Raw genomic sequence first — 22697 nt, forward strand, 5'->3', positions numbered from 1 at the left:
CATGAATCGCTTCGTATCTGTTCTGGCACTGAGTGGCATCACCGCACTCGCGGGCTGTGTCGGGCCAACGCCCAAGCCCAATGACCCGTACTACGCTCCGGTGTTGCCGCGCACGCCATTGCCGGCCGCTGCCAACAATGGCTCGATCTACCAGGCCGGTTTCGAACAGAACCTGTACAGCGACCGCAAGGCCTTCCGGGTCGGTGACATCATCACCATCACCCTGAACGAACGGACCCAAGCCAGCAAGAACGCCAACGCGCAGATCGACAAGACCAGCCAGACCAGCGTCGGCCTGACGTCGTTGTTCGGCTCCAGCCTGACCACCAATAACCCGATCGGCGGCGGTGACCTGAGCCTCAACGCCGGTTACGGTTCCGACCGGGCCAGCAAGGGCGACAGCAAGTCCGGCCAGAGCAACAGCCTGACCGGTTCGATCACCGTGACCGTCGCCGATGTATTGCCCAACGGCATTATCGTCGTACGGGGCGAGAAGTGGCTGACCCTCAACACGGGTGACGAGCTGGTGCGCATCGCCGGCATGGTTCGCGCCGATGACATCGCCACCGATAACACGGTTTCGTCGACCCGGGTGGCCGACGCTCGTATCACCTACTCGGGCACTGGTGCCTTTGCCGATGCGAGTCAGCCGGGTTGGTTCGACCGTTTCTTCCTCAGCCCGAAATTCCCTTTCTAGGTGGCCCAGTTGAATCTTAAGCAGCTGTTGATGGGTGCGTTGGTGATGTCGGCAGCCTTTACCGCTCAAGCCGAGCGTCTGAAGGATATCGCCAGCATTTCCGGCGTGCGTTCCAACCAGTTGATCGGCTACGGCCTGGTCGTGGGCCTGAACGGCACCGGTGACCAGACCACCCAGACCCCGTTCACCCTGCAGACCTTCAACAACATGCTGTCGCAGTTTGGCATCAAGGTACCGGCAGGTTCCGGCAACGTGCAGTTGAAAAACGTCGCGGCGGTGTCGATCAGTGCCGATCTGCCGGCGTTCGCCAAGCCCGGCCAGCAGGTGGATATCACCGTTTCTTCCATTGGTAACTCCAAGAGCCTGCGTGGCGGCACCTTGCTGCTGACGCCGCTCAAGGGTATCGACGGCAACGTCTACGCCATCGCCCAGGGCAACCTGGTGGTGGGCGGTTTCGATGCTGAGGGGCGCGATGGCTCGAAGATCACCGTCAACGTTCCGTCGGCCGGTCGCATCCCTGGCGGTGCATCGGTGGAACGTGCGGTGCCGAGCGGTTTCAACCAGGGCAACAGCCTGACCCTGAACCTCAACCGTTCCGATTTCACCACCGCCAAGCGCATCGTCGACAAGATCAACGACCTGCTGGGCCCAGGCGTGGCCCAGGCGCTCGATGGCGGCTCGATTCGCGTCACTGCGCCGCTCGATCCGAGCCAGCGGGTCGACTACCTGTCGATCCTGGAAAACCTTGAGGTCGATCCGGGCCAGGCCGTGGCGAAAGTGATCATCAACTCGCGTACCGGTACCATCGTGATCGGCCAGAACGTCAAGGTTTCTCCGGCCGCCGTGACCCACGGCAGCCTGACCGTGACCATCACCGAAGACCCGATCGTCAGCCAGCCGGGACCGTTGTCCAACGGCCAGACCGCCGTGGTACCCCGTTCGCGGGTCAATGCCGAGCAAGAAGCCAAGCCGATGTTCAAGTTCGGCCCGGGCACTACCCTGGATGAAATCGTCCGGGCAGTGAACCAGGTCGGCGCGGCGCCGGGCGACTTGATGGCGATTCTCGAAGCCTTGAAGCAGGCCGGCGCGTTGCAAGCCGACCTGATCGTGATTTGAGGACCGATCCATGGACATGCGCAAGGGCACTTTGATCAGCGGCGATTCGGGCTCCTACTCGGACTTGAACCGCCTGAACCAGCTCAAGGTTGGCGACAAGAACAGCGACGGCAACCTGCGCAAAGTGGCGCAGGAATTCGAATCGCTGTTCCTCGGCGAAATGCTCAAGTCCATGCGTTCGGCCACCGATGCGCTGGGCAAGGACAATCCGCTCAATACGCCTGAAGCCAAGCAATACCAGGAAATGTATGACCAGCAGTTGGCTGTTTCGATGTCTCGCGAGGGCGGTGGTATCGGCCTGGCCGATGTGCTGCTGCGCCAGATGTCCAAGAACAAGCCGCTGGCGCCAGGCGAGGCCGCAAGCCTGTCGGCAGCCAAGCAGCAAGAGGCGCTGGACAAGGTCGCCAAGGCGGTGCCCACGCCAGTGGCGGCCGGTACGCTGCCCGACGGGCCGCTTTCACGCTCCAATGGCCAGCGCCCGCTATGGGCTTCCCGGGCCGTGAACGCACCGCAAGGGGCGGGCGAGGGCGCTCACCGCAACGATATGGAACTGATCAACCAACGCCGCCTGGCCTTGCCACCGAAACTGGCGGACCGTCTGCTCGCCGGGCTGGTGCCTTCGGCGTCGGTCAATGCCGAGGCGCCCGCGCAGAACGTCTTGACGGATCGCGCCATCGCCGCTGCCAAACCGGCTACTGGCGAACTGGCCAACGGCGACTGGCTGGCGGCGCTCAAGGCTTCCGAGCCGAGCGGGGGGATGCAGGTCTACGGTCGCTCGGTGGCACAACCACCACTCGCACCGGCCCGCAAGGCCTTCCGCGATGCCGACGAATTCGTCAACGCCATGTTGCCGATGGCCAAGGAGGCCGCGGACCGCATTGGTGTCGACCCACGTTACCTGGTGGCCCAGGCCGCCCTGGAAACCGGTTGGGGCAAATCGGTCATGCGCCAGCCCGATGGCAGCAGCAGTCACAACCTGTTTGGTATCAAGGCCAGCCAGAGCTGGAAAGGCGATTCGGCACGGGCGATCACCAGCGAGTTCCGCAATGGCGAGATGGTCAAGGAGACGGCCGAGTTCCGTTCCTACGCCTCGTATCGCGACAGCTTCCATGACCTGGTCAATCTGCTGCAAAGCAACAGTCGCTATCAAGATGTGCTGAAGTCGGCCGATAACCCCGAACAGTTTGTACGCGAGTTGCAGAAGGCCGGTTACGCCACCGACCCGAACTACGCCAACAAGATTTCGAATATAGCCCGGCAGATGACGAGTTATCAAAACTACGCTTCGGCAGGCGCCACCACGACTTTATAAGGTCTGAACCATGAGTTTGCTCAATATAGGGATGTCGGGTCTGTCAGCAAGCCAGACCGCGTTGGTGACCACCGGTAACAACATTTCCAACGTCGATACCGCCGGGTATTCGCGTCAGCAGACCGTGCAGACCACCAAGGCCTCCAATCAATACGGCAACGTGTTCATTGGCTCCGGCACAACCCTGGCTGACGTGCGCCGGGTGTACAACGCCTACCTTGAAGCTCAACTGAAAACCACCACCTCGCTCAACAGTGATGCGGCGGCCTATCAGGGGCAAATCACCCCGCTCGATTCCCTGTTGTCGGACAGCGGCACCGGCATGAACGGCGCGCTGACCAAGTTTTTTGCCTCGGTGCAAAACGTCAATGCCAAGCCAGGTGACGATGCCTCCCGTCAGTTGCTGCTCAGCGACGCCCAGGCCCTGAGCAACCGTTTCAACTCGATCGCCAGCCAACTGACGGCGCAGAACGAGAACATCAACGGCAACCTGACGAATATGGTTGAACAGATCAACAACCTGGCTGCCACCGTTGCTCAACTGAACAAGAAGATCGCCGAGGTCTCCAACTCCGGCGGTGCTCCTAACGACCTGCTCGATGCCCGCAACGAGACCATTCTCCAACTGTCGACCTTCACGGGTACTCAGATTGTGGAAAACGGCAGCAGCCTGGACATCTATCTGGGCTCCGGCCAGCCGCTGGTGATGGGCAACACCGTCAATACCCTGCAAGCCGTGCCGGACAAGAACGATCCGGGGCGCGTGGGCATCCAGCTCAACAGCGGTTCCAGTTCGATGGACCTGACCTCGGTGCTCACCGGTGGCGAGATCGGCGGCCTGATGCGCTACCGCAGCACCGTGCTCGACCCGGCCATGAACGAGCTGGGTCGTGTGGCCCTGGTGGTCGCCGACCAGATGAACACCATCCAGGCCTCGGGCATCGACAAGAACGGCGCCTTCGGTTCCAACCTGTTCAGCAGCATCAACAGCGCCGCTCAGATGAGCCAGCGCAGCGTCGCCGCGTTGACCAACAGCGCAGGGTCCGGCAACTTCAACGTGTCCATCGAGGACACCGGCAAGCTGACCATCAACGACTACAAAATCACCTTCACCAGTGGCACCGACTATACCGTCCAGCGCCTGCCCGATGGCACGTCGATGGGCGCGTTCAACACCGCGACCACGCCGCCTCCGGTGGTCGATGGCTTCTCGCTGACCTTCGGCAGCGGCACAGCGGCGGCCGGTGATTCGTTCAAGATCACCCCGACCCGCAACGCGGCGACCAGCATCAAGACCGAGATGACCGATTCCAAGCGGCTCGCGATTGCCGCGCCGTTGGGCGCAGCCATCACACCGGGCGGCAGCGGTACGCTGACCATTCCGGCCAGCGGCCAGCCGACGATGACCACCAAGCTGGACATCTACGACGAAGCAACCACGGCCATCATCCAGAACGGCATCAAGAACTCCATGCCAGTCAAGGTGGTCTTTGATGCGACCTCGGCCGGGGGCACCAGCCAGGCTTACCGATTGCTGGATGCCAAAGGCGGCCTGATCAGCAGCGGCACGATCAAGCCAGGCCAGAGCAACACCCTGAGCCTGAGCGTTCCGCTCAAGGACGCCAGCGGCGCCCCGATCATGGATTCATCCATACCGCCGGTGCAGCGTACCGTCACCTTCGACATGTCCATCGCCGGTTCGCCATCCGACGGTGCCGGCATTGATGTCAGCCTCACTCAGCCCGGCAGTCTGGACAACCGTAACGGTACGGTTCTGGCCGGCTTGCAGACTGCCAAGACCGTGGACACCAGTTCCGCCAGCAAAGGGATTTCCCTGAACGACGCCTACGGCAAGCTCGTGGAGGGCGTCGGCTCCAAGGCCGCCCAGGGCAAGCTCGACAGCGCCGCCACCGGTGCGATCCTGAACAACGCCAAAGGCGCCCGCGACTCGTTGTCGGGCGTGGACCTGGATGAAGAAACCGGCAATCTGGTCAAGTACCAGCAGTACTACACCGCGTCTTCGCAGATCATCAAGGCTGCGCAGGAAATCTTCAGCACATTGATCAACAGTCTTTAAGGAGCCGTAGCCCATGCGCATTTCCACCTCCCAGTTTTACGAGAGCACGGCTGCGAACTACCAGAAAAACTTCGCCAAGGTGGTCAAGACCAGCGAAGAAGCCAGCAGCCTGGTGCGTGTGAATACTGCCGCCGATGATCCGGTGGGGGCTTCACGTCTGCTGCAGCTGGGCACTCAGGCGTCGATGCTCGACCAGTACGAAACCAACGCCAACACCATCAAGGCGACCCTGGGCGCGACTGAAGCGGTGATGAACAGCATCGGCAACGTGTTGCAACGCGCCAAGGAATTGGCCGTCGGTGCCGGCAACGCCGGCTACACCGACGCCGACCGCCAAGCCAACGCCTCGGAGCTGGCGCAGATCGAAGAGCAGTTGCTGAGCCTGATGAACAGCAAGGACGAGAACGGCAAGTACATTTTCGCAGGCTCCAAGGGCGATACCATTCCGTTCACCCGCAACAACGATGGCAGCTACAGCTACAACGGCGACCAGGTGACCCTCGACCTGCCGGTTGGCGACACCATGTCGATGGCCACTAACAGCACTGGCTGGGAAGTCTTCCAGCAGGCCGTCAATACCAGCCGCAGCAAGGTGACCATGACCGCCCCCGCGGTGGATGACGGCCGTGTGGTGCTGTCCAATGGTCAGGTATCGTCCAGCGTCAGCTATAACAGCAAGTTCCGCAGTGGGGAGCCGTACACTGTCGAGTTCACCAGCGGCACGCAACTGAAAATCACCGACTCCGGCGGCAATGATGTCACCGCAGAAGCCAGCCGGGGTGGTGCTTTCGACCCCAACACCAAAAGCGGCCAGGCGGTGCAGTTCCGGGGGCTGGAATTGACCCTGAACATCAATCTGCAAACCGGTGATACCGCCGGCACCGTATTGCCCGGTCATACTTTCACCCTGGCCGCCAAGCCGGACACTTTTGTCACGACCCGCAGCCCGGGCAATCCGACCCCGGTTCAGGTTACCAACAGCACGATCACTGACCCGGTGGCATATCACGCCAGCTTCCCTACCGGTTCGGCTGTGTTGAAGTTCACCAGCGCCACTGATTTCGACCTGTACGCTGCGCCGTTGACTGCCGACAGCCAGCCGGTGTCCAGCGGCACCCTGGCCGGCAACGTGGCCACCGCTTCGGGGGTGAGCTTCACCCTGGACGGCACGCCAGCTGCCGACGATCAGTTCAGCATCGCGGTCAACACCCACGAGACCCAGAACATCCTGGACACCGTGAACCAGCTGAAAACCGCGCTGAACACGCCGACCAACAACGATCCGATTGCCGTGCAGAAGTTGCAGGCGTCGCTGGCCTCCGGTATCGGTAACCTGGCGAGCGGCACCGATCAATTGTCCAGCGGCTTGAGTTCGGTGGGCGGGCGCGGACAGGCCTTGGACAATCAGAGCGATACCAACCAGAGTCTGATCAAGGCTAACGCCCAGACTCAATCGTCGATCCGTGATTCCGACCCGGCCGAAGTGATGACTCGTCTGACCTTGCAGCAGACTATGCTGCAGGCCTCGCAACTGGCCTTCAGCAAGATTGCCCAGTTAGGCTTGTTCAACAAGATCTGAGTCGGTATCCACCGAGCCGCCAACCGTCTTTTTTTAAGCGGTTCCGGGGCGCCGATCCGAAAGGGGCGGTGCCCGCCGCTCGAGAGTTTTTACCGTGAAGCCACTTCCCCTCGTCAGCATTGTCATACCAGCCTATAACCCTCGGTTCTTTGACCAGGCACTGCTCAGCGCCCTGGCCCAAACCTATGAACAGGTCGAAATTGTTGTTTGCGACGATTCGCCTGACGATGACATTCGCCAGATCGTCGATGCCATCACCGAACCGGCTCACCCGATCCGCTATCTGCGAAACCCTCGGCGGCTGGGGCTCCAGGGCAACCTGTTGCGCTGTGTCGAGGAGGCGCGGGGTGAGTTCATCAAGGTGCTGTGTGACGACGACCGGCTGTTTGCGCCGTGCATCGCCATGCAAGCTAAGGTGCTGGTGGAACATGCCGATGTCAGCGTGGTATTTGCGCTTCGGTTGTTGTGCGATGCCGGTAATTTCATCTTGCCGCCGCGAGTCGACAACTGCCGCTTTACGCCAGGTGACGCGCTGCTCAAAGGCGACGACATGTTGGCGATTTTCGAAAGCACGCCGGCCAATTTTATTGGCAATTTCAGTTCCACTCTGATGCGTCGTGCCGATGTCCTAGAGCTATTGCCGGCGCTGCTCCAGGATGGGGTTGGGTTCGTCGCTACGCTGGATTTTGCCTTGTTCGTCTGCCTGATGCGTCGCGGCAACCTGGTGGCGCTCGGCACAGTATTGAGCATGGAGCGTTTGTATCCTGAGCGTTTGAGCAAGACGCCAGAAATGCTCAGGGCGGCTAAGGTGGAGTGGGAGTGGTTGGCGCAGATGCTTGCCGCTCGCAACGGCGAAGCGGCTCCCGCCTCTGGCTGGGTGCGCTATGTCGACCTGAACAAAGTCACCGATCAACCGCATGCCTGGCAGGAGTTGTGTGTCACCCGAATACTGGGTAACCGCAACACCGTCGTTAATGGTCGGGTGGGCGCGCAGAGTGAGAGCTACCCGGAGTTCTACCGCGAGTGGCTGTCGATCCGCCGATTCAGCGAGGTGGAGCAGCGCGTCATGCCTGCCCGGATCGATAGTTGGCCGTTGCGGCCGAATATCGTCCCGATCGTTATCGACAGCGTCGGTGATGGTGTGGCGTTGGCGGCGACGCTGCGCAGCATTGATGAACAGCTCTATCCAGCACAGGCCGTGGTGGTTTTGTCCGACGCCCACTGCGAGGCCACTGACCGCGTATTGCAGTTGCCCTATCAGTCTGACTGGGCCCGGCAACTCAATGCCATTGTTCCGCAGCTGGAAGGCGCACACTGGTTCTATCTGCTGCGTGCTGGCGATACGCTTCGTGATTCAGCATTGTTGATCCTGGCCGAGCGCGTGGCAGGGATACAAGGGGTTCTTTGCGTCTATAGCGACGAAGGAGCGCTGATGGACGCAGAGTCATGCGAGCCGGTGTTCAAGCCGGACTTCAACCTGGACCTGATGCGCGCCTATCCCTACGTCGGTCGAACCCTGGCTTTTGAGCGCGAGCGTTTCATGGCCTTGGGCGGTTTCGATCCGGCACGTGGTGAACTGGCACCTCATGATCTGCTCTGGCGCCTGGTGGAAGAAGCCGGTCCGCAGATTATCGAGCACATCGCCGAAATTCAGGTGGAGTCCGTCCTGAGCTTTGCCCAATGGTTGTCCTGGCCCGAGGTCATTGAGAATAATGCCGCAATGGTTAGCGCGCACCTTGACCGTATTGGCATGGCCCATGAGATTCGCCAAGACACCTTGCCATTGATCAATCGCATCGACTATCGGCACAGCACACGCCCGCTCGTATCGATCATCCTGCGCACCGGTGATTCGCTTGCAGCGTTGCAGCGCTGCACCGAGAGCCTGATCGAGCGCACCGCCTACACCCATTACGAAATCCTGATTGTGGACAGCGGCGTCCAGGCCCCGGCCATGCTTGACTGGTTGGCGAACATGGCGCAACTGGGCGCGAGCATGCTGCGGGTGCTGCGTTACGCTGGCGAGGATAACGATGCAGCGGTGCACAACTTCGCTGCGAGCCAGGCCCGAGGCGAGTACCTGTTGTTGCTCAGTCCACAAATCGTCATGGGTGAAAGTGATTGGCTGGACGAAATGCTCAATCATGCCCAGCGGCCTGAAGTCGCGGTGGTTGGAGCGAGAATACTCAGTCCCCAGGGCGCGATTGCCGGTGGCGGACAGATCCTTGGGTTGGCTGGGCCGGTGGGTACGCCGTTTCAGGGTGAGTCGGCAGCATCCCGAGGCTACATGCAGCGCTTGCATGTCACCCAGAACTGGAGTTCGGTCAGCAGCGATTGCCTGATGGTGCGCAAGCAAGTGTTCGAAGACCTTGGAGGTCTGGATGATGCGGCTTTTACGCTGGGCCTCAGCGATGTCGACTTGTGCTTGCGGGCGGGCAAGGATGGCTACCTGGTAGTCTGGACGCCTTATGCCAGCGTCATGCAGGTTGCTCCGCCGTCATCTGGTAAGCCTGAAGAAACAACACGGTTGGAGCGCGAGCGCGAAATTTTCTATCGCAAGTGGCTGCCCCAGATCGCCCGAGACCCGGCCTATAGTCCTTCCTTGAGCCTGGGAGGGTCCAGTTTCAGCCTCGAACCTTCGCTGCGTAACAACTGGAACCCGTTCTGCACTCGCGCCTTGCCGCTGGTGCTTGGTTTGCCGGTCAATGCAACTGCGGTGGGCCACTATCGTGTTACTGCCCCGTTGGCTGAGCTGGAAGCGGCTGGACGGGTCATTGCCCGGGTAGCCTATGAGTCGCCTTCCACTGTTGATATCGAGCGATTGTCTCCAGACACTATTGTCTTGCAGGGACGCTACAGCGAGGGTTCCGCTGGCGACATCCTGCGAATGAAGAAGTATTCCAATGCTTTGCGAGTTTTCGAGCTTGACGACTACATCGTCAGCGCACCCAAGAAAAATACCCATGCTCGCAACAAGCCGGCCAATACCGAGCAGATGTTGCGCGAGGGAATCGGGCTCTGTGATCGCGTGGTAGTGACCACTCAATCACTGGCCGATGCCCTGTCCAGTATGCACAGCGAGATACGCGTGGTGCCCAACATGCTGCAGCCCGAGCCGTGGGCCCGGTTGACCAGCCGCCGCAGCACGTCTTCCAAGCCTCGGGTTGGCTGGGGCGGTGGCACTAGCCACAGCGGCGACCTGGAGATCATCGCCGACGTGGTCCGCGAGCTGGCCAATGAAGTGGAATGGGTGTTCTTCGGCATGTGCCCTGAGGCATTGCGCCCCTACATTCATGAATTCCACGGTACGGTCGGTCTGGATACCTACCCGTTCAAATTGGCCAGTCTGAACCTTGACCTGGCACTGGCGCCGCTGGAATTTCACATCTTCAACGATTGCAAGAGCAACCTGCGCTTGCTGGAATACGGTGCCTGCGGCTACCCCGTGATCTGCACCGACACCAAGGCCTACGACGGTTTCCTGCCCTGTACCAAAGTGCGCAGCAACAGCACCGAGGAATGGATCGCGGCGATCCGCATGCACCTGGCCGACCCTGACGCCAGTTATCGGATGGGCGATGAACTGCGCGAAGCAGTGCTTCGTGACTTCATGCTCAGTGCCGATAACTTGCAGCATTGGTTGTGGGGGTGGTTACCGGATTGACTCCGAGGGGACAGGCGACTTCAGTCGCCTTTTTTATCACCTGAATCTCCAAACTTATAGGCTGATTCTGGAGAATGGTTTTTGATCACAAGTGGCGCTTCACTGTCGCTTGGACGGTACCCGCTTTTCACAACGGAGCAAGGAAGAAGCAAATGGCAGTGATTAATGGAACAAGCGGCGTAGATACGCTGGCCGGAACTAGCGGTGATGATGAGATTTATGGTTTAGGCTCGAATGACGTCCTCCTGGGCAGTGCTGGGGCTGACAAACTGGATGGTGGGGCAGGAGTCGATACGGTGGATTATTCCGCATCGGCGGCTGCCATTAACATTGATATTCGCACCGGCGTCGGCAGGGCTGGCATCGGTGGCGACGCAGAAGGCGATACGTTGTTGGCAGTGGAAAAAGTCGTCGGTACAGCTTTTGACGACACTTTCACCAGCGCAATCGGTAACGTGACCTTTGAAGGCGGCGCTGGTAACGATATCTACAACGTTGCTACCACCGGCGTGAAGATCATCGAACAGGGCAATGGCGGCTTCGACGAACTGCGTACTAGCGCCGCAACGACGACCATGGATGCGTTCATCGAGAAAATGACCTACACCGGCACAGCTGCTTTCACCGGCTATGGCAACGCTAGTGACAACGTCATTACCAGCGGCGCGGGCAACGACGTGCTGTTTGGCGGTGACGGAGCTGACCAGTTCTTTGGCAGTGTGGGGGTGGATGTAGTCGGTTATACCGACAGCAAGGTGGCGGTGAATATCAACCTCAAAACTGGCATTCACTCCGGCATCGCCACCGGCGATACCTTTACTGACGTCGAAGTGATCCGTGGTTCGAATTTGAACGACACCTTTGTAGCAGATGGACGGGCGATCGGTTTTGACGGCGGTGCGGGCGTCGATACGGTGGATTACTCGACGTCGGCCGAAGCGATCAACGTTGATATACGAATCTACAAAGGTTTGCCGGGGATTGGTGGCGATGCCCAAGGCGACACGCTGGAAGGCATCGAAAAGGTCATAGGTACCGCATTCAACGACACGTTCAGCAGCGCCTGGGGAGCGGTGACGATGGAAGGCGGGGCCGGAGACGATCTCTATACCGTCAATACCAGTGGGAACAAGACAATTGAGTTGGCCGATGGCGGTTATGACGAAGTGCGCACTAATCAGGCCACTTTCACTCTGGACCCGTTTATCGAGAAACTGACCTACACCGGCACAGCGGCCTTCACCGCTTACGGCAGCGCCACCGACAACATCATTATTGGCGGCGCAGGCAACGACGTATTGTTCGGGGGGGACGGCGCCGATCAGTTCTTCGGCGGCGCTGGGTTGGACGTGGCCGGTTATACCGACAGCAAAGTGGCCGTGAATATCAACCTCAAGACGGGCGTCCATTCCGGCATCGCTACTGGCGACACCTTTACCGACATCGAAGTGATCCGTGGTTCGAATTTGAACGACACCTTCGTGGCCGATGGCCGGGCGATCGGCTTTGACGGTGGTGCGGGCGTCGATACGGTGGATTACTCGACGTCGGCCGAGGCGATCAACGTTGATATACGAATCTACAAAGGTTTGCCGGGGATTGGTGGCGATGCCCAAGGCGACACGCTGGAAGGCATCGAAAAGGTCATCGGCACAGCCCTCAACGACACGTTCAGCAGCGCCTGGGGAGCGGTGACGATGGAAGGCGGGGCCGGAGACGATCTCTATACCGTCAATACCAGTGGGAACAAGACAATTGAGTTGGCCGATGGCGGTTATGACGAAGTGCGCACTAATCAGGCCACTTTCACTCTGGACCCGTTTATCGAGAAACTGACCTACACCGGCACAGCGCCTTCACCGCTTACGGCAGCGCCACCGACAACATCATTATTGGCGGCGCAGGCAACGATGTATTGTTCGGGGGGGACGGCGCCGATCAGTTCTTCGGCGGCGCTGGGTTGGACGTGGCCGGTTATACCGACAGCAAAGTGGCCGTGAATATCAACCTCAAGACGGGCGTCCATTCCGGCATCGCTACTGGCGACACCTTTACCGACATCGAAGTGATCCGTGGTTCGAATTTGAACGACACCTTCGTGGCCGATGGCCGGGCGATCGGCTTTGACGGTGGTGCGGGCGTCGATACGGTGGATTACTCGACGTCGGCCGAGGCGATCAACGTTGATATACGAATCTACAAAGGTTTGCCGGGGATTGGTGGCGATGCCCAAGGCGACACGCTGGAAGGCATCGAAAAGGTCATAGGTACCGCATTCAACGACACGTTCAGCAGCGCCTGGGGAGCGGTGACGATGGAAGGCGGGGCCGGAGACGATCTCTATACCGTCAATACCAGTGGGAACAAGACAATTGAGTTGGCCGATGGCGGTTATGACGAAGTGCGCACTAATCAGGCCACTTTCACTCTGGACCCGTTTATCGAGAAACTGACCTACACCGGCACAGCGGCCTTCACCGCTTACGGCAGCGCCACCGACAACATCATTATTGGCGGCGCAGGCAACGACGTATTGTTCGGGGGGGACGGCGCCGATCAGTTCTTCGGCGGCGCTGGGTTGGACGTGGCCGGTTATACCGACAGCAAAGTGGCCGTGAATATCAACCTCAAGACGGGCGTCCATTCCGGCATCGCTACTGGCGACACCTTTACCGACATCGAAGTGATCCGTGGTTCGAATTTGAACGACACCTTTGTAGCAGATGGCCGGGCGATCGGTTTTGACGGCGGTGCGGGCGTCGATACGGTGGATTACTCGACGTCGGCCGAGGCGATCAACGTTGATATACGAATCTACAAAGGTTTGCCCGGTATTGGTGGCGATGCTCAGGGTGACACTTTAGAGAATATCGAAAAGGTCATCGGCACAGCCCTCAACGACACGTTCAGCAGCGCCTGGGGAGCGGTGACGATGGAAGGCGGGGCCGGAGACGATCTCTATACCGTCAATACCAGCGGCAACAAGACGATCGAGCTGATCGATGGTGGCTACGACGAAGTGCGTACCAACCAGGCCATCTTCACCCTGGATCCGTTCATCGAGAAACTGACCTACACAGGTACAGCGACTTTCACCGCTTATGGTAACGCCACCGATAACATCATCATCGGCGGCGCAGGCGATGATGTGTTGTTCGGCGCAGCCGGTGCGGATCAACTCATTGGTGGAGCAGGCGTGGATGTCGCCAGCTATGGCGATAGCCGGGTAGCGGTTACCCTTAATATGACCACAGGCGTCCATTCCGGTATTGCAGCAGGCGATACCTATCAAGAGATTGAAACGCTGCGTGGGTCTGGTTTTAACGACACCTTCATCGGCGGTTCGCAAGCGATGGGCGTGGATGGCGCGTTGGGAACTGATCTGGCCAGCTATGAACAGTCCTCCAGCGCGGTGACCATCGACCTGACAACCAATGTGAATGCCGGTGATGCGGCAGGCGATACGTTTACCGCGATTGAGATCTATCAGGGCTCCGACTTCGATGACACGCTGTTGGGCTCTGCTAAAGCCGACATTTTTATTGGTGGTGCGGGCGCCGACGTCATTGATGGTCGCGATGGTGTGGACCAAGCCTGGTATATCAACAGTGCTGCCGCTGTGGATATCAACCTTCAGACGGGTATTCACCAGGGCGGCGATGCCCAGGGTGATGTGCTGACTAACATCGAGCGAGTCATGGGCAGCCAGTTCAATGATTCGATGACTGGAGACAGTCTGGCTAACTGGTTGGAGGGAGGACTGGGCAATGACACCATCTACGGGGGCGATGGCGCCGATTACATATATGGCGGCTTGTACACGGCTACAGGCCCGATGCTTCCCGGTGGCCCTGCCAACGTGGCCCAGGCCGATCAGCTCTATGGCGGTCTTGGCAATGATGCGATCACCACGGCCAGCCTGGACACCGGAACAGTGGCTTATGGCGAGGCTGGCAATGACGGTATCGCGGTGTTCAGCGGCATTGCTGATGGTGGGGCTGGCAACGATATTTTGTTGGGGAGAGGTGATGGTTTCCGCTTGTTGGGCGGGGCCGGCGATGACACTTTGACTGTCGCCGAAGATGGTCAGGGGTTCGTTAATGGAGGTCAGGATGACGATACCTACGTCATCGATACCTACGGCCAGGTCACGATCAAGGATGACGGTACAGGAGGGTTTGACCGAGTGTTGCTTAACGGAATGGAGTCGATGGACACGATAACGACCGTGCGCAGTGGCAATGACGCCTATATCTTCAATACCTCCAGCTACCATTCAGGCCAACCGCTTTCGGACATGGGCGTGAAGCTGCAAGACTGGTATGCAGGCTTCAACACTATCGAGCAGTTCCACACGTCCAATGGAGATGTCTTTACGATCCCCGCATAATCCCTGCGCGTGCCCCCTTGCCCGGGGAACTCGATCAGGAGCAGGGTTACAAAAACGCCTCTGGGTCTTATTGATCCAGAGGCGTTTTTATGTGATACGGGCGCAATCTTGCGCGGGCGAGTCCTGCCGTAAGCGGACTGTCTGGTGTGGAACTTGCAACTCAGCGCAAATCGCTCAACGAGCGTCAAGTTTCCATACGACTGTCATCAAGCCTGATTGACTGACGACAGGGATGTCACGAAAAACCAAGGGACGGATACCAGTTGAAACCCCATAATCCTATGAGTGCGCCTGTCGTTGCACCTTCATTGAAATCAGTACTGCGCCGGGGGCTGCTCGGCGCTGCGCTGTTTTCCGGTGTGATCAATATTCTGGCGCTGATTGGCCCGGTGTTCATGCTGGAGGTGTATGACCGGGTGATTCCCAGCCAAAGCGTCCCGACCCTGGTCGCCCTGGGGTTGCTTGCGTTGGGCGTTTATGCGCTTTCAGGCCTGCTGGATATCATTCGCTCCCGGGTCATGGTGCGAATCGCTTCCTCGCTGGACCTGGCACTGTCTTCCAAGGTCTTCAAGGTGATTGCCGGTGCGTCGCTGAAGACGCCCATTACCGGCGATGCCTTGAAACCGGCCCAAGAGTTGGACCAGATCCGAAGTTTCATTGGCGGACCGGGTCTGGTGGCGTTTTTCGACTTGCCCTGGATGCCGGTTTACCTCGCGGTCTGCTTTTACATTCACCCACTGTTTGGCCTTTTGGCCGCCGGCCTGATGATCATCCTCATCGCGCTGACCGTAATTACTGACCGGAAAACCCGCAAACTGATGCAGGCATCAGCCGATGCGTTGAACAAGCGCAATCATTTGGGCCAACAAGCACACCAGAATGCTGAAGCCCTGATGGCCATGGGCATGTTGGCTAACACGTCGAATATCTGGCAGAAGAATCACAGCACCTTCATCACCCTGCAACGACGCTCGATCGACATCGGCGGTTTTTACGGTGGCATTTCCAAAACCCTGCGCCAGATCGTCCAATCGGCCGCCCTGGCGCTGGGGGCGTGGCTGGTGATCAAGGGGGACATGAGCGGCGGTACGATGATCGCAGCCTCGATTATTGTGGCGCGGACCCTGGCGCCGGCGGAGCAGGTCATTGCCACATGGCGCGGCCTGTTGGGGGCCCAGATTGCTTGGAAGAGGTTATTGGAAGTGTTTTCCATGTTCCCGGATGCCCAGAGCAAGACCGAGCTGCCCGCTGCCCATCGCAGTTTGCAGGTCGAAAGTATCTTTGCCTCGCCGCCCGGCGCGCAACGCCTGACTTTGCAAAATATCAACTTCATGGTCGCTGCGGGTACTGCCGTGGGCGTGGTAGGGCCGAGCGCATCGGGCAAGTCATCACTGGCGCGCGTGCTGGTCAACGCCTGGACGCTGGCCCGCGGGCATGTGCGGCTCGATGGTGCGCCGCTCGATCTGCTGACCGAACAGGCGCGAGGCAAGTTGATCGGTTACCTGCCTCAAAGCGTCGGGCTGTTCACCGGAACCGTCGCCCAGAACATCGCCCGGCTAGACCCTTCGGCACCGGACAGCGCGATTGTCAGCGCTGCGCAATTGGCCGGTGTGCATGAGCTGATCCTGCAATTGCCCCAGGGCTATGAAACCCAAGTGGGCGAGGGCGGAGTGAACCTTTCGGCCGGCCAACGGCAGCGGGTGGCATTGGCCAGGGCACTGTTTGGTGATCCGTTCCTGGTGGTCTTGGACGAGCCGAATTCAAACCTCGATGCCGAAGGCGAACAGGCACTGGCCAAGGCCATCCTGATACTCAAGGCTCGTGGCGCAATCGTGGTGGTGATTGCCCATCGAACCAATATTCTGGCGGTGATCGATCAGGTACTGATCCTCGAGAACGGCGTGCAAGTCGCTTACGGCCCCAGGGATGTCGTCCTTAAACGGCCTCCCGTAGCGCCTCCCAAGCCCTCCAATAATGTGGTGGAACTGGGAGCGTCGAACTGATGCATACCGATCAAGAAGTCACCCTGACCGATTCCTTGTCCCGTCATCTGCGTTGGGGGGCGATCTCATTGGTGGTGCTGCTCGGCGGAGGGCTGACCTGGGCGGTATGCACCAATCTGTCCGGCGCAGTGATCGCCACGGGCGTTGTGGCTGTGGAGGGGAGCGTCAAGACCGTCCAGCATCCTACCGGCGGCGTCGTCGCCGAACTCCTGGTCAAGGAAGGGCAGACTGTTGCGGCGGGAGATGTGTTGCTGCGTCTGGACGCAACCTTGCCGGCCGCCAGCCAAGCCATTGTGAGTAAATCCTTGAATCAGGCCTGGGCCCGGCTGGCTCGCCTGGAGGCCGAGCGGGACAATGCCAGCGAAGTCCCGCTGCCCAAAGAATTGCTGGCCCGCATGAGTGTGGATGAGGCCAAAGCAGTCATGGTCATCGAGCAGCAATTGTTTTTCGACCGACGCGCTTCCCGAGACGGCCAGAAGAAGCAACTGCGCGAGCGCATCCAGCAACTCAACGAAACCATTGCCGGCCACGACATCCAGCAGAAAACCAAGCAAGAAGAAATCGAGCTGATCGACAGCGAGTATCAGGCCGTCAAGAAACTGTTCGACAAAGGCATGATGACCCTCGACCGGGTCAATGCCTTGGCCCGGGGGATTGCCCGGTTGCGTGGAGAACGGGGCCAGCTCATGGCATCGATTGCCGAGGCGCGGGGCAAGATCGCCGAAACCGAGTTGCAACGACTCCAGGTTGACCAGACCTTCCGCAGTGAGGTGTCCCAGGAGTTGCGTGATCTGCTTGCCCGGCAAGGTGAGCTGATCGAACGGGAAATTACCGCCAGCGACCAGCTCAGACGCATCGACATCACCTCGCCTATTGCTGGTCGTGTACAGCAATTGGCGGTGCATACCATTGGCGGCGTGATTTCCCCCGCCGAAGGACTGATGCAAATCGTACCGGCCGATGATGAGTTGCTGGTGGAGGCGAAGATCAGCGCCCAGGATATCGACCAACTGACGGTCGGGCAGTCGGCGATCTTGCGCTTGAGCGCCTTCAACCGCAGCACCACGCCGGAACTGACCGGCACCGTGGTGCGCCTGTCAGCGGATTTGATTCAGGATGAACGTACCGGGATTGGCTTTTACCGGGCGGGCATCAAGATTCCTCAAAGTGAGTTGGCAAAACTCCAAGGGCTTGCCCTGGTGCCGGGGATGCCTGTGGAGTCGATGATCCAGACCGGCTCCCGGAACGTTATGTCTTATTTGCTTAAACCGATTAGCGACCACGCCCAACGAGCATTCAGAGAGGGCTAGTTCTTCATTCTGAATGGCCGACGAGGTTATACAGCGCCAGAGCTTTGGATATCAGCATTCGCTGGCGCGTTTCCTGCAAGCCCCTCTCATATCGCCATAAAACGAGCGCTTCCGGCGAATCGGAGCGCCCGGATCGGCATTGAAGGTGTAATCCCCGCGCCCGCAAAGCGAAACAACGCTTGGCCGAGCCTGGTGATGAACAAGAGGGGAGACGATGAAGGCAGTTATCTTGGCAGGTGGTCTCGGCACGCGGATCAGCGAGGAGTCGCACCTCAAGCCTAAACCGATGATCGAAATCGGCGGCAAGCCAATTCTTTGGCACATCATGAAGCAGTATTCCGCCCATGGAATCCACGACTTTGTCATTTGCCTGGGCTACAAGGGCTACGCCATCAAGGATTTCTTCGCCAACTACTTCCTGCACACCTCCGATGTCACGTTCGACATGTGCAACAACCGCATGGACGTTCACCAGAACTACAGCGAGCCGTGGCGCGTGACGCTGATCGACACGGGTGAAGAGACCATGACCGGCGGGCGACTGCGTCGGGCGGCCCGTTATTTGGAAAACGAAGAGGCGTTTTGCTTTACCTATGGCGACGGCGTCTCGGACCTCAATATTGGTGCGCTGGTGGATTTTCACCTGGCGCACGGCAAGCTCGCCACGGTCACGGCAGTCCAGCCGCCGGGACGCTACGGCGCGCTAGAGCGCAATGGCGATACGGTCCTGGGCTTTACTGAAAAACCTCGGGGTGACGGTGGCTGGATCAACGGTGGTTTCTTTGTACTCTCGCCGAAGGTCCTGCCTTATATCGCTGACGATCAGACTTCCTGGGAGGCCGCGCCGCTGGCGGCATTGGCGAGCGAACAGCAACTGCAGGCGTTCCAGCACGACGGATTCTGGCATCCGATGGACACCCTGCGGGATAAAAATCATCTTGAGGCCCTGTGGCAAAGCGGGGAGGCCCCGTGGAAACAATGGGGTTGAGTCCGGAGTTCTGGTGCGGTAAACGGGTGCTGGTCACCGGCCACACCGGCTTCAAGGGCAGTTGGCTGGCGCTGTGGCTGCAAAGCCTGGGCGCGCAGGTCAGTGGTTTTTCCCTGGATCCGGCCACCGAGCCCAGCTTGTTCGAACTGGCGCGGGTGGGCGAGGGCATGGATGATCGGCGCGGTGATTTACGTGACCTCGGCGCGTTGCTGGAAGTGCTCGCCGATGTGCAGCCGCAGATCGTCCTGCACCTAGCGGCCCAACCGTTGGTACGCGAGGGTTATCGCGATCCGCTGGGCACTTATTCCAGTAACGTCATGGGCACCCTGAACCTGCTCGAAGCGGTCCGCCAGATTGGCGGTGTGCGAGCCTGTGTCCTGGTTACTACCGACAAGGTCTACGCAAATCAGGAATGGCTGTGGCCCTACCGCGAAAACGAAGCCCTGGGCGGCCACGATCCTTACAGCAGCAGTAAGGCCTGCTGCGAGTTGCTGGCGCAGTCTTATGCCGCCTCGTTTTTCTCCGCAGATCGTTACGCCGAACACGGCTTGGCCCTGGCCACGGCCCGAGCCGGAAACGTGCTGGGCGGCGGTGATTTTGCCCCTGAACGCCTGATCCCGGATGTGCTCAAGGCTTGGTCGTCGGACGAGCCGGTGACGCTGCGCTATCCCCAAGCCGTACGCCCCTGGCAGCACGCCCTCGAGCCGCTCGCCGGTTACCTGCAATTAGCGGCCTGCCTCTTTGAGCAAGGCCCGGAGTTCGCCGGTGCCTGGAACTTTGGCCCCGGCGAAGCGGACATGTGCAGTGTCGGCGAAGTCGTCCAGTTGCTCGCCGAGCGCTGGCCGCAAGCGCCCGGCCTGCGCATCGAACCGAGCGATTTACATGAGGCTGGCCTGCTGCGTCTGGACAGCAGCCGCGCCCGGCAATTGCTGGTTTGGCAGCCGCGCTGGTCGTTGCAGCAGTGTCTTGCCCAAACCCTCGATTGGCATTTGGCGTGGCAGAACGGTGATGACATGCGTGAGATCACGTTGAATCAATTGAATCTCTACAGGGGGCGGTTATGACTGATTTCACCCTTCAGGCGTTAGCGCTGGAAGGTTTGTATCTGATCCGGCAAAAAGTCTTCTGCGATGATCGGGGGCGATTTGCCCGGTTGTTCTGTCAGTCCCGCCTCACGCTTCAGGGACGACCGTTCGCTATTCGCCAGATCAATCATTCACGTACGGTTGAAAAAGGTAGCGTACGCGGCCTGCACTACCAAAAGGCCGGATACGCAGAGTCCAAGCTGATTACTTGCGTACGGGGCGCGGTATGGGACGTGGTGGTTGATTTGCGGCCGCAATCCCCAACCTACCTGCAGTGGCATGCCGAGGAACTGCGAGCCGATGACGGACGCAGTTTGCTGATTCCTGCAGGTTTCGCCCATGGTTTCCAAGCCCTGACCGATGACGCTGAAGTGCTGTATCTGACCGATGCTGACTACGCACCGGATCATGAAGCCGGCCTCTCGGTCATTGACCCTGCACTGTCCATCTCCTGGCCGCTGCCGGTTAAAAATCTGTCGGCCAAAGATGCGAGTCATCCGTTGCTGGACAAAGATTTCAGTGGGGTTGAGCTGTAATGGGTCATTCCTCGACCGTACTGGTTACGGGAGCCACTGGTTTTGTCGGTCGGCATCTGGTCAGTGCTTTACTCGCCAAAGGTTTCAACGTTCGAGCTTCAGGTCGAAACGTCGAAAGCGCGCGTGCTATGCCATGGTTTGATGATGTGGAGTTTTGCACCGCAGACGTCCACGCACCGGACCTGGACGTGGGTGCGCTGACCGACGGCGTCGATGCCATCGCGCATCTGGCTTGGCCAGGCCTGCCGAACTATCAGGCGCTGTTCCATTTCGAGCGAACCTTGCCCTTGGACTACGCGTTTCTCAAACGCGTGATCGAGGCCGGCGTCAGCCATGTTCTGGTCACCGGTACCTGTTTCGAGTACGGACTGCAAAGTGGTCCATTGAGCGAGGCGGTGATCGCACAGCCCTGCACGCCGTATGGCCTGGCGAAACATACTTTGCATCGGTTCCTTGAAGCCTTGCAGCGAGAACGTGCATTTACGTTGCAGTGGGCACGCCTGTTTTATTTGCACGGCGCGGGACAAAATCCTAACAGTCTGTTGGCCAGTCTCGATCGGGCGATCGACGAAGGTGATGCACAGTTCAACATGTCTGCGGGCGACCAATTGCGCGATTACCTGGAAATCGGACAAGCCGCTTCTCAATTGGCCTCGCTAATAGCCCGGCGCGATGTCGATGGGGTGATCAACTGTTGCAGTGGCCATCCGGTGTCGGTGCGGGCGCTAGTTGAACAGCGAGTGCGTGAGCGCCAGTCGGCCATCGCCTTGAACCTGGGCCACTATGGGTATTCGGGTCATGAGCCCATGGCGTTTTGGGGCGATGCGCAGCGGATTTCGCAGCTCAGGAGAGAAGAACATGCAGCATGAACTGTATCGGGCGAACGGACTTCCGATCTTACAGAACCGTACATTTGCCACTGCCGAACAGGCTCAGGCATCGGCCAGCGCGGATATCGTGCTGGTGCAGGACAGCCAGAGCGGTCTGATCTTCAATCAGGCATTCGACGCCAGCAAACTCAGCTATGACGTTGACTATCAAAACGAGCAGGCGTACTCAGTGCAGTTTCAACAGCACCTGAATGACGTCGAAGCGATTCTGGCGCAACATTTCACAGACAAAAGCCTCATTGAAGTTGGTTGTGGCAAAGGTTATTTCCTCGAAATGCTGCGAGGCCTGGGCTACTCCATTACTGGGATCGATCCTTCCTATGAAGGTGATAACCCTGATGTGATCAAGGCGCCCTTCAGTCGGGAATTGGGGGTGGAGGCTGACGCCATCGTGTTGCGCCATGTGCTGGAGCACATCAGTAATCCGGTGGGTTTTCTGGCTGAAATCGCCGCTGCCAACCAGGGCGGACAGATTTATATCGAAGTGCCGTGTTTCGACTGGATTATTCAACACAACGCCTGGTTCGACGTGTTCTACGAGCATGTGAATTACTTCCGCCTCGCCGATTTGCGTGCAATGTTCGGGACGGTGCACGAGGCAGGGCATTTGTTCGGCGGCCAATACCTTTACATCGTTGCCGATCTTTCCACTTTGCGCAGCACACCCGCCAAGGCTCCACAGTCGCTGATACTGCCGGAAAACTTCACCGCCAGTCTCGACCGTGCCGTGCAGATCATTCGGGGCGCGCCTGAGCAAGGTTCGGCGATCTGGGGCGCGTCCTCCAAAGGCGTGATCTACTCATTGGCGCTGCAACGCGCAGGCGTGGCAGTGGATCGCGTGGTGGATATCAATCCGGCCAAGCAAGGGCGCTACTTGCCTCTGAGTGGTGTGCGAGTGTCCTCCCCTCAAGAGGCGATGGACACCTTGCCCGAAGGCGCCAATCTGTTCGTGATGAACTCCAATTACCTCGAAGAGATCAAGCGGATGACCGGTGGGCGCTACGTCTACCACGCCGTTGACAGCGCTTCGTTCCAATAACCGCGAGATTC

The 22697-nt window shown here is 59.2% G+C and carries 15 protein-coding genes; all 15 read left to right on the forward strand.

Going from position 1 to position 22697, the window contains the following annotated elements; translation table 11 throughout:
* The first annotated feature begins 1 nt into the window (after position 1).
* The 15 genes from flgH (at position 2) to LOY70_RS08095 (ending at position 22686) form a co-directional block, all read left to right on the forward strand.
* Positions 2-697 carry a flagellar basal body L-ring protein FlgH gene (gene flgH, locus LOY70_RS08025; protein WP_265035293.1) on the forward strand — a complete coding sequence of 232 codons (696 nt, stop codon included), beginning with the start codon at positions 2-4 and terminating at the stop codon, positions 695-697.
* Between the two features lie 30 nt (positions 698-727).
* On the forward strand, positions 728-1813 hold the full coding sequence (locus LOY70_RS08030) for a flagellar basal body P-ring protein FlgI (protein ID WP_162178161.1): 1086 nt from the start codon (positions 728-730) through the stop codon (positions 1811-1813).
* Positions 1814-1823: 10 nt separating this feature from the next.
* On the forward strand, positions 1824-3125 hold the full coding sequence (gene flgJ / locus LOY70_RS08035) for a flagellar assembly peptidoglycan hydrolase FlgJ (RefSeq protein WP_265035294.1): 1302 nt from the start codon (positions 1824-1826) through the stop codon (positions 3123-3125).
* Between the two features lie 10 nt (positions 3126-3135).
* A complete protein-coding gene (gene flgK / locus LOY70_RS08040; protein ID WP_265035296.1) occupies positions 3136-5202 on the forward strand; it encodes a flagellar hook-associated protein FlgK in 2067 nt (688 codons plus the stop codon).
* Between the two features lie 13 nt (positions 5203-5215).
* Positions 5216-6781, forward strand: coding sequence for a flagellar hook-associated protein 3 (locus LOY70_RS08045; RefSeq protein WP_265035298.1), 1566 nt, complete (start codon positions 5216-5218; stop codon positions 6779-6781).
* A gap of 94 nt (positions 6782-6875) precedes the next feature.
* Positions 6876-10445, forward strand: coding sequence for a glycosyltransferase (locus LOY70_RS08050; protein WP_265035300.1), 3570 nt, complete (start codon positions 6876-6878; stop codon positions 10443-10445).
* 152 nt (positions 10446-10597) lie between these two features.
* Complete coding sequence (locus LOY70_RS08055) at positions 10598-12445, forward strand: calcium-binding protein (protein ID WP_265035302.1); 1848 nt, start codon at positions 10598-10600, stop codon at positions 12443-12445.
* Positions 12337-14835 carry a beta strand repeat-containing protein gene (locus tag LOY70_RS08060; protein WP_413776640.1) on the forward strand — a complete coding sequence of 833 codons (2499 nt, stop codon included), beginning with the start codon at positions 12337-12339 and terminating at the stop codon, positions 14833-14835. Before LOY70_RS08055 ends, LOY70_RS08060 begins: the two co-directional genes overlap by 109 nt.
* 308 nt (positions 14836-15143) lie before the next feature.
* Positions 15144-16838, forward strand: coding sequence for a type I secretion system permease/ATPase (locus LOY70_RS08065; protein ID WP_265035306.1), 1695 nt, complete (start codon positions 15144-15146; stop codon positions 16836-16838).
* Positions 16838-18148 (forward strand): HlyD family type I secretion periplasmic adaptor subunit, encoded by a 1311-nt coding sequence (locus LOY70_RS08070; RefSeq protein ID WP_265035307.1) that lies wholly within the window; start codon positions 16838-16840, stop codon positions 18146-18148. The genes LOY70_RS08065 and LOY70_RS08070 overlap by 1 nt, the downstream gene beginning before the upstream one ends.
* 214 nt (positions 18149-18362) lie before the next feature.
* Positions 18363-19136 carry a glucose-1-phosphate cytidylyltransferase gene (rfbF, locus tag LOY70_RS08075; protein WP_265035309.1) on the forward strand — a complete coding sequence of 258 codons (774 nt, stop codon included), beginning with the start codon at positions 18363-18365 and terminating at the stop codon, positions 19134-19136.
* Positions 19118-20200 (forward strand): CDP-glucose 4,6-dehydratase, encoded by a 1083-nt coding sequence (rfbG, locus tag LOY70_RS08080; RefSeq protein WP_265035311.1) that lies wholly within the window; start codon positions 19118-19120, stop codon positions 20198-20200. Before rfbF ends, rfbG begins: the two co-directional genes overlap by 19 nt.
* Positions 20197-20757, forward strand: a complete 561-nt coding sequence (rfbC, locus tag LOY70_RS08085) for a dTDP-4-dehydrorhamnose 3,5-epimerase (protein ID WP_265035313.1) — start codon at positions 20197-20199, stop codon at positions 20755-20757. Before rfbG ends, rfbC begins: the two co-directional genes overlap by 4 nt.
* Complete coding sequence (locus LOY70_RS08090) at positions 20757-21626, forward strand: NAD-dependent epimerase/dehydratase family protein (RefSeq protein ID WP_265035315.1); 870 nt, start codon at positions 20757-20759, stop codon at positions 21624-21626. The genes rfbC and LOY70_RS08090 overlap by 1 nt, the downstream gene beginning before the upstream one ends.
* Positions 21616-22686 (forward strand): class I SAM-dependent methyltransferase, encoded by a 1071-nt coding sequence (locus tag LOY70_RS08095; RefSeq protein ID WP_265035317.1) that lies wholly within the window; start codon positions 21616-21618, stop codon positions 22684-22686. The genes LOY70_RS08090 and LOY70_RS08095 overlap by 11 nt, the downstream gene beginning before the upstream one ends.
* Positions 22687-22697 lie beyond the last annotated feature (11 nt).

Origin of the sequence: Pseudomonas sp. B21-054 (assembly GCF_026016345.1) — a bacterium.
GTDB lineage: Bacteria > Pseudomonadota > Gammaproteobacteria > Pseudomonadales > Pseudomonadaceae > Aquipseudomonas.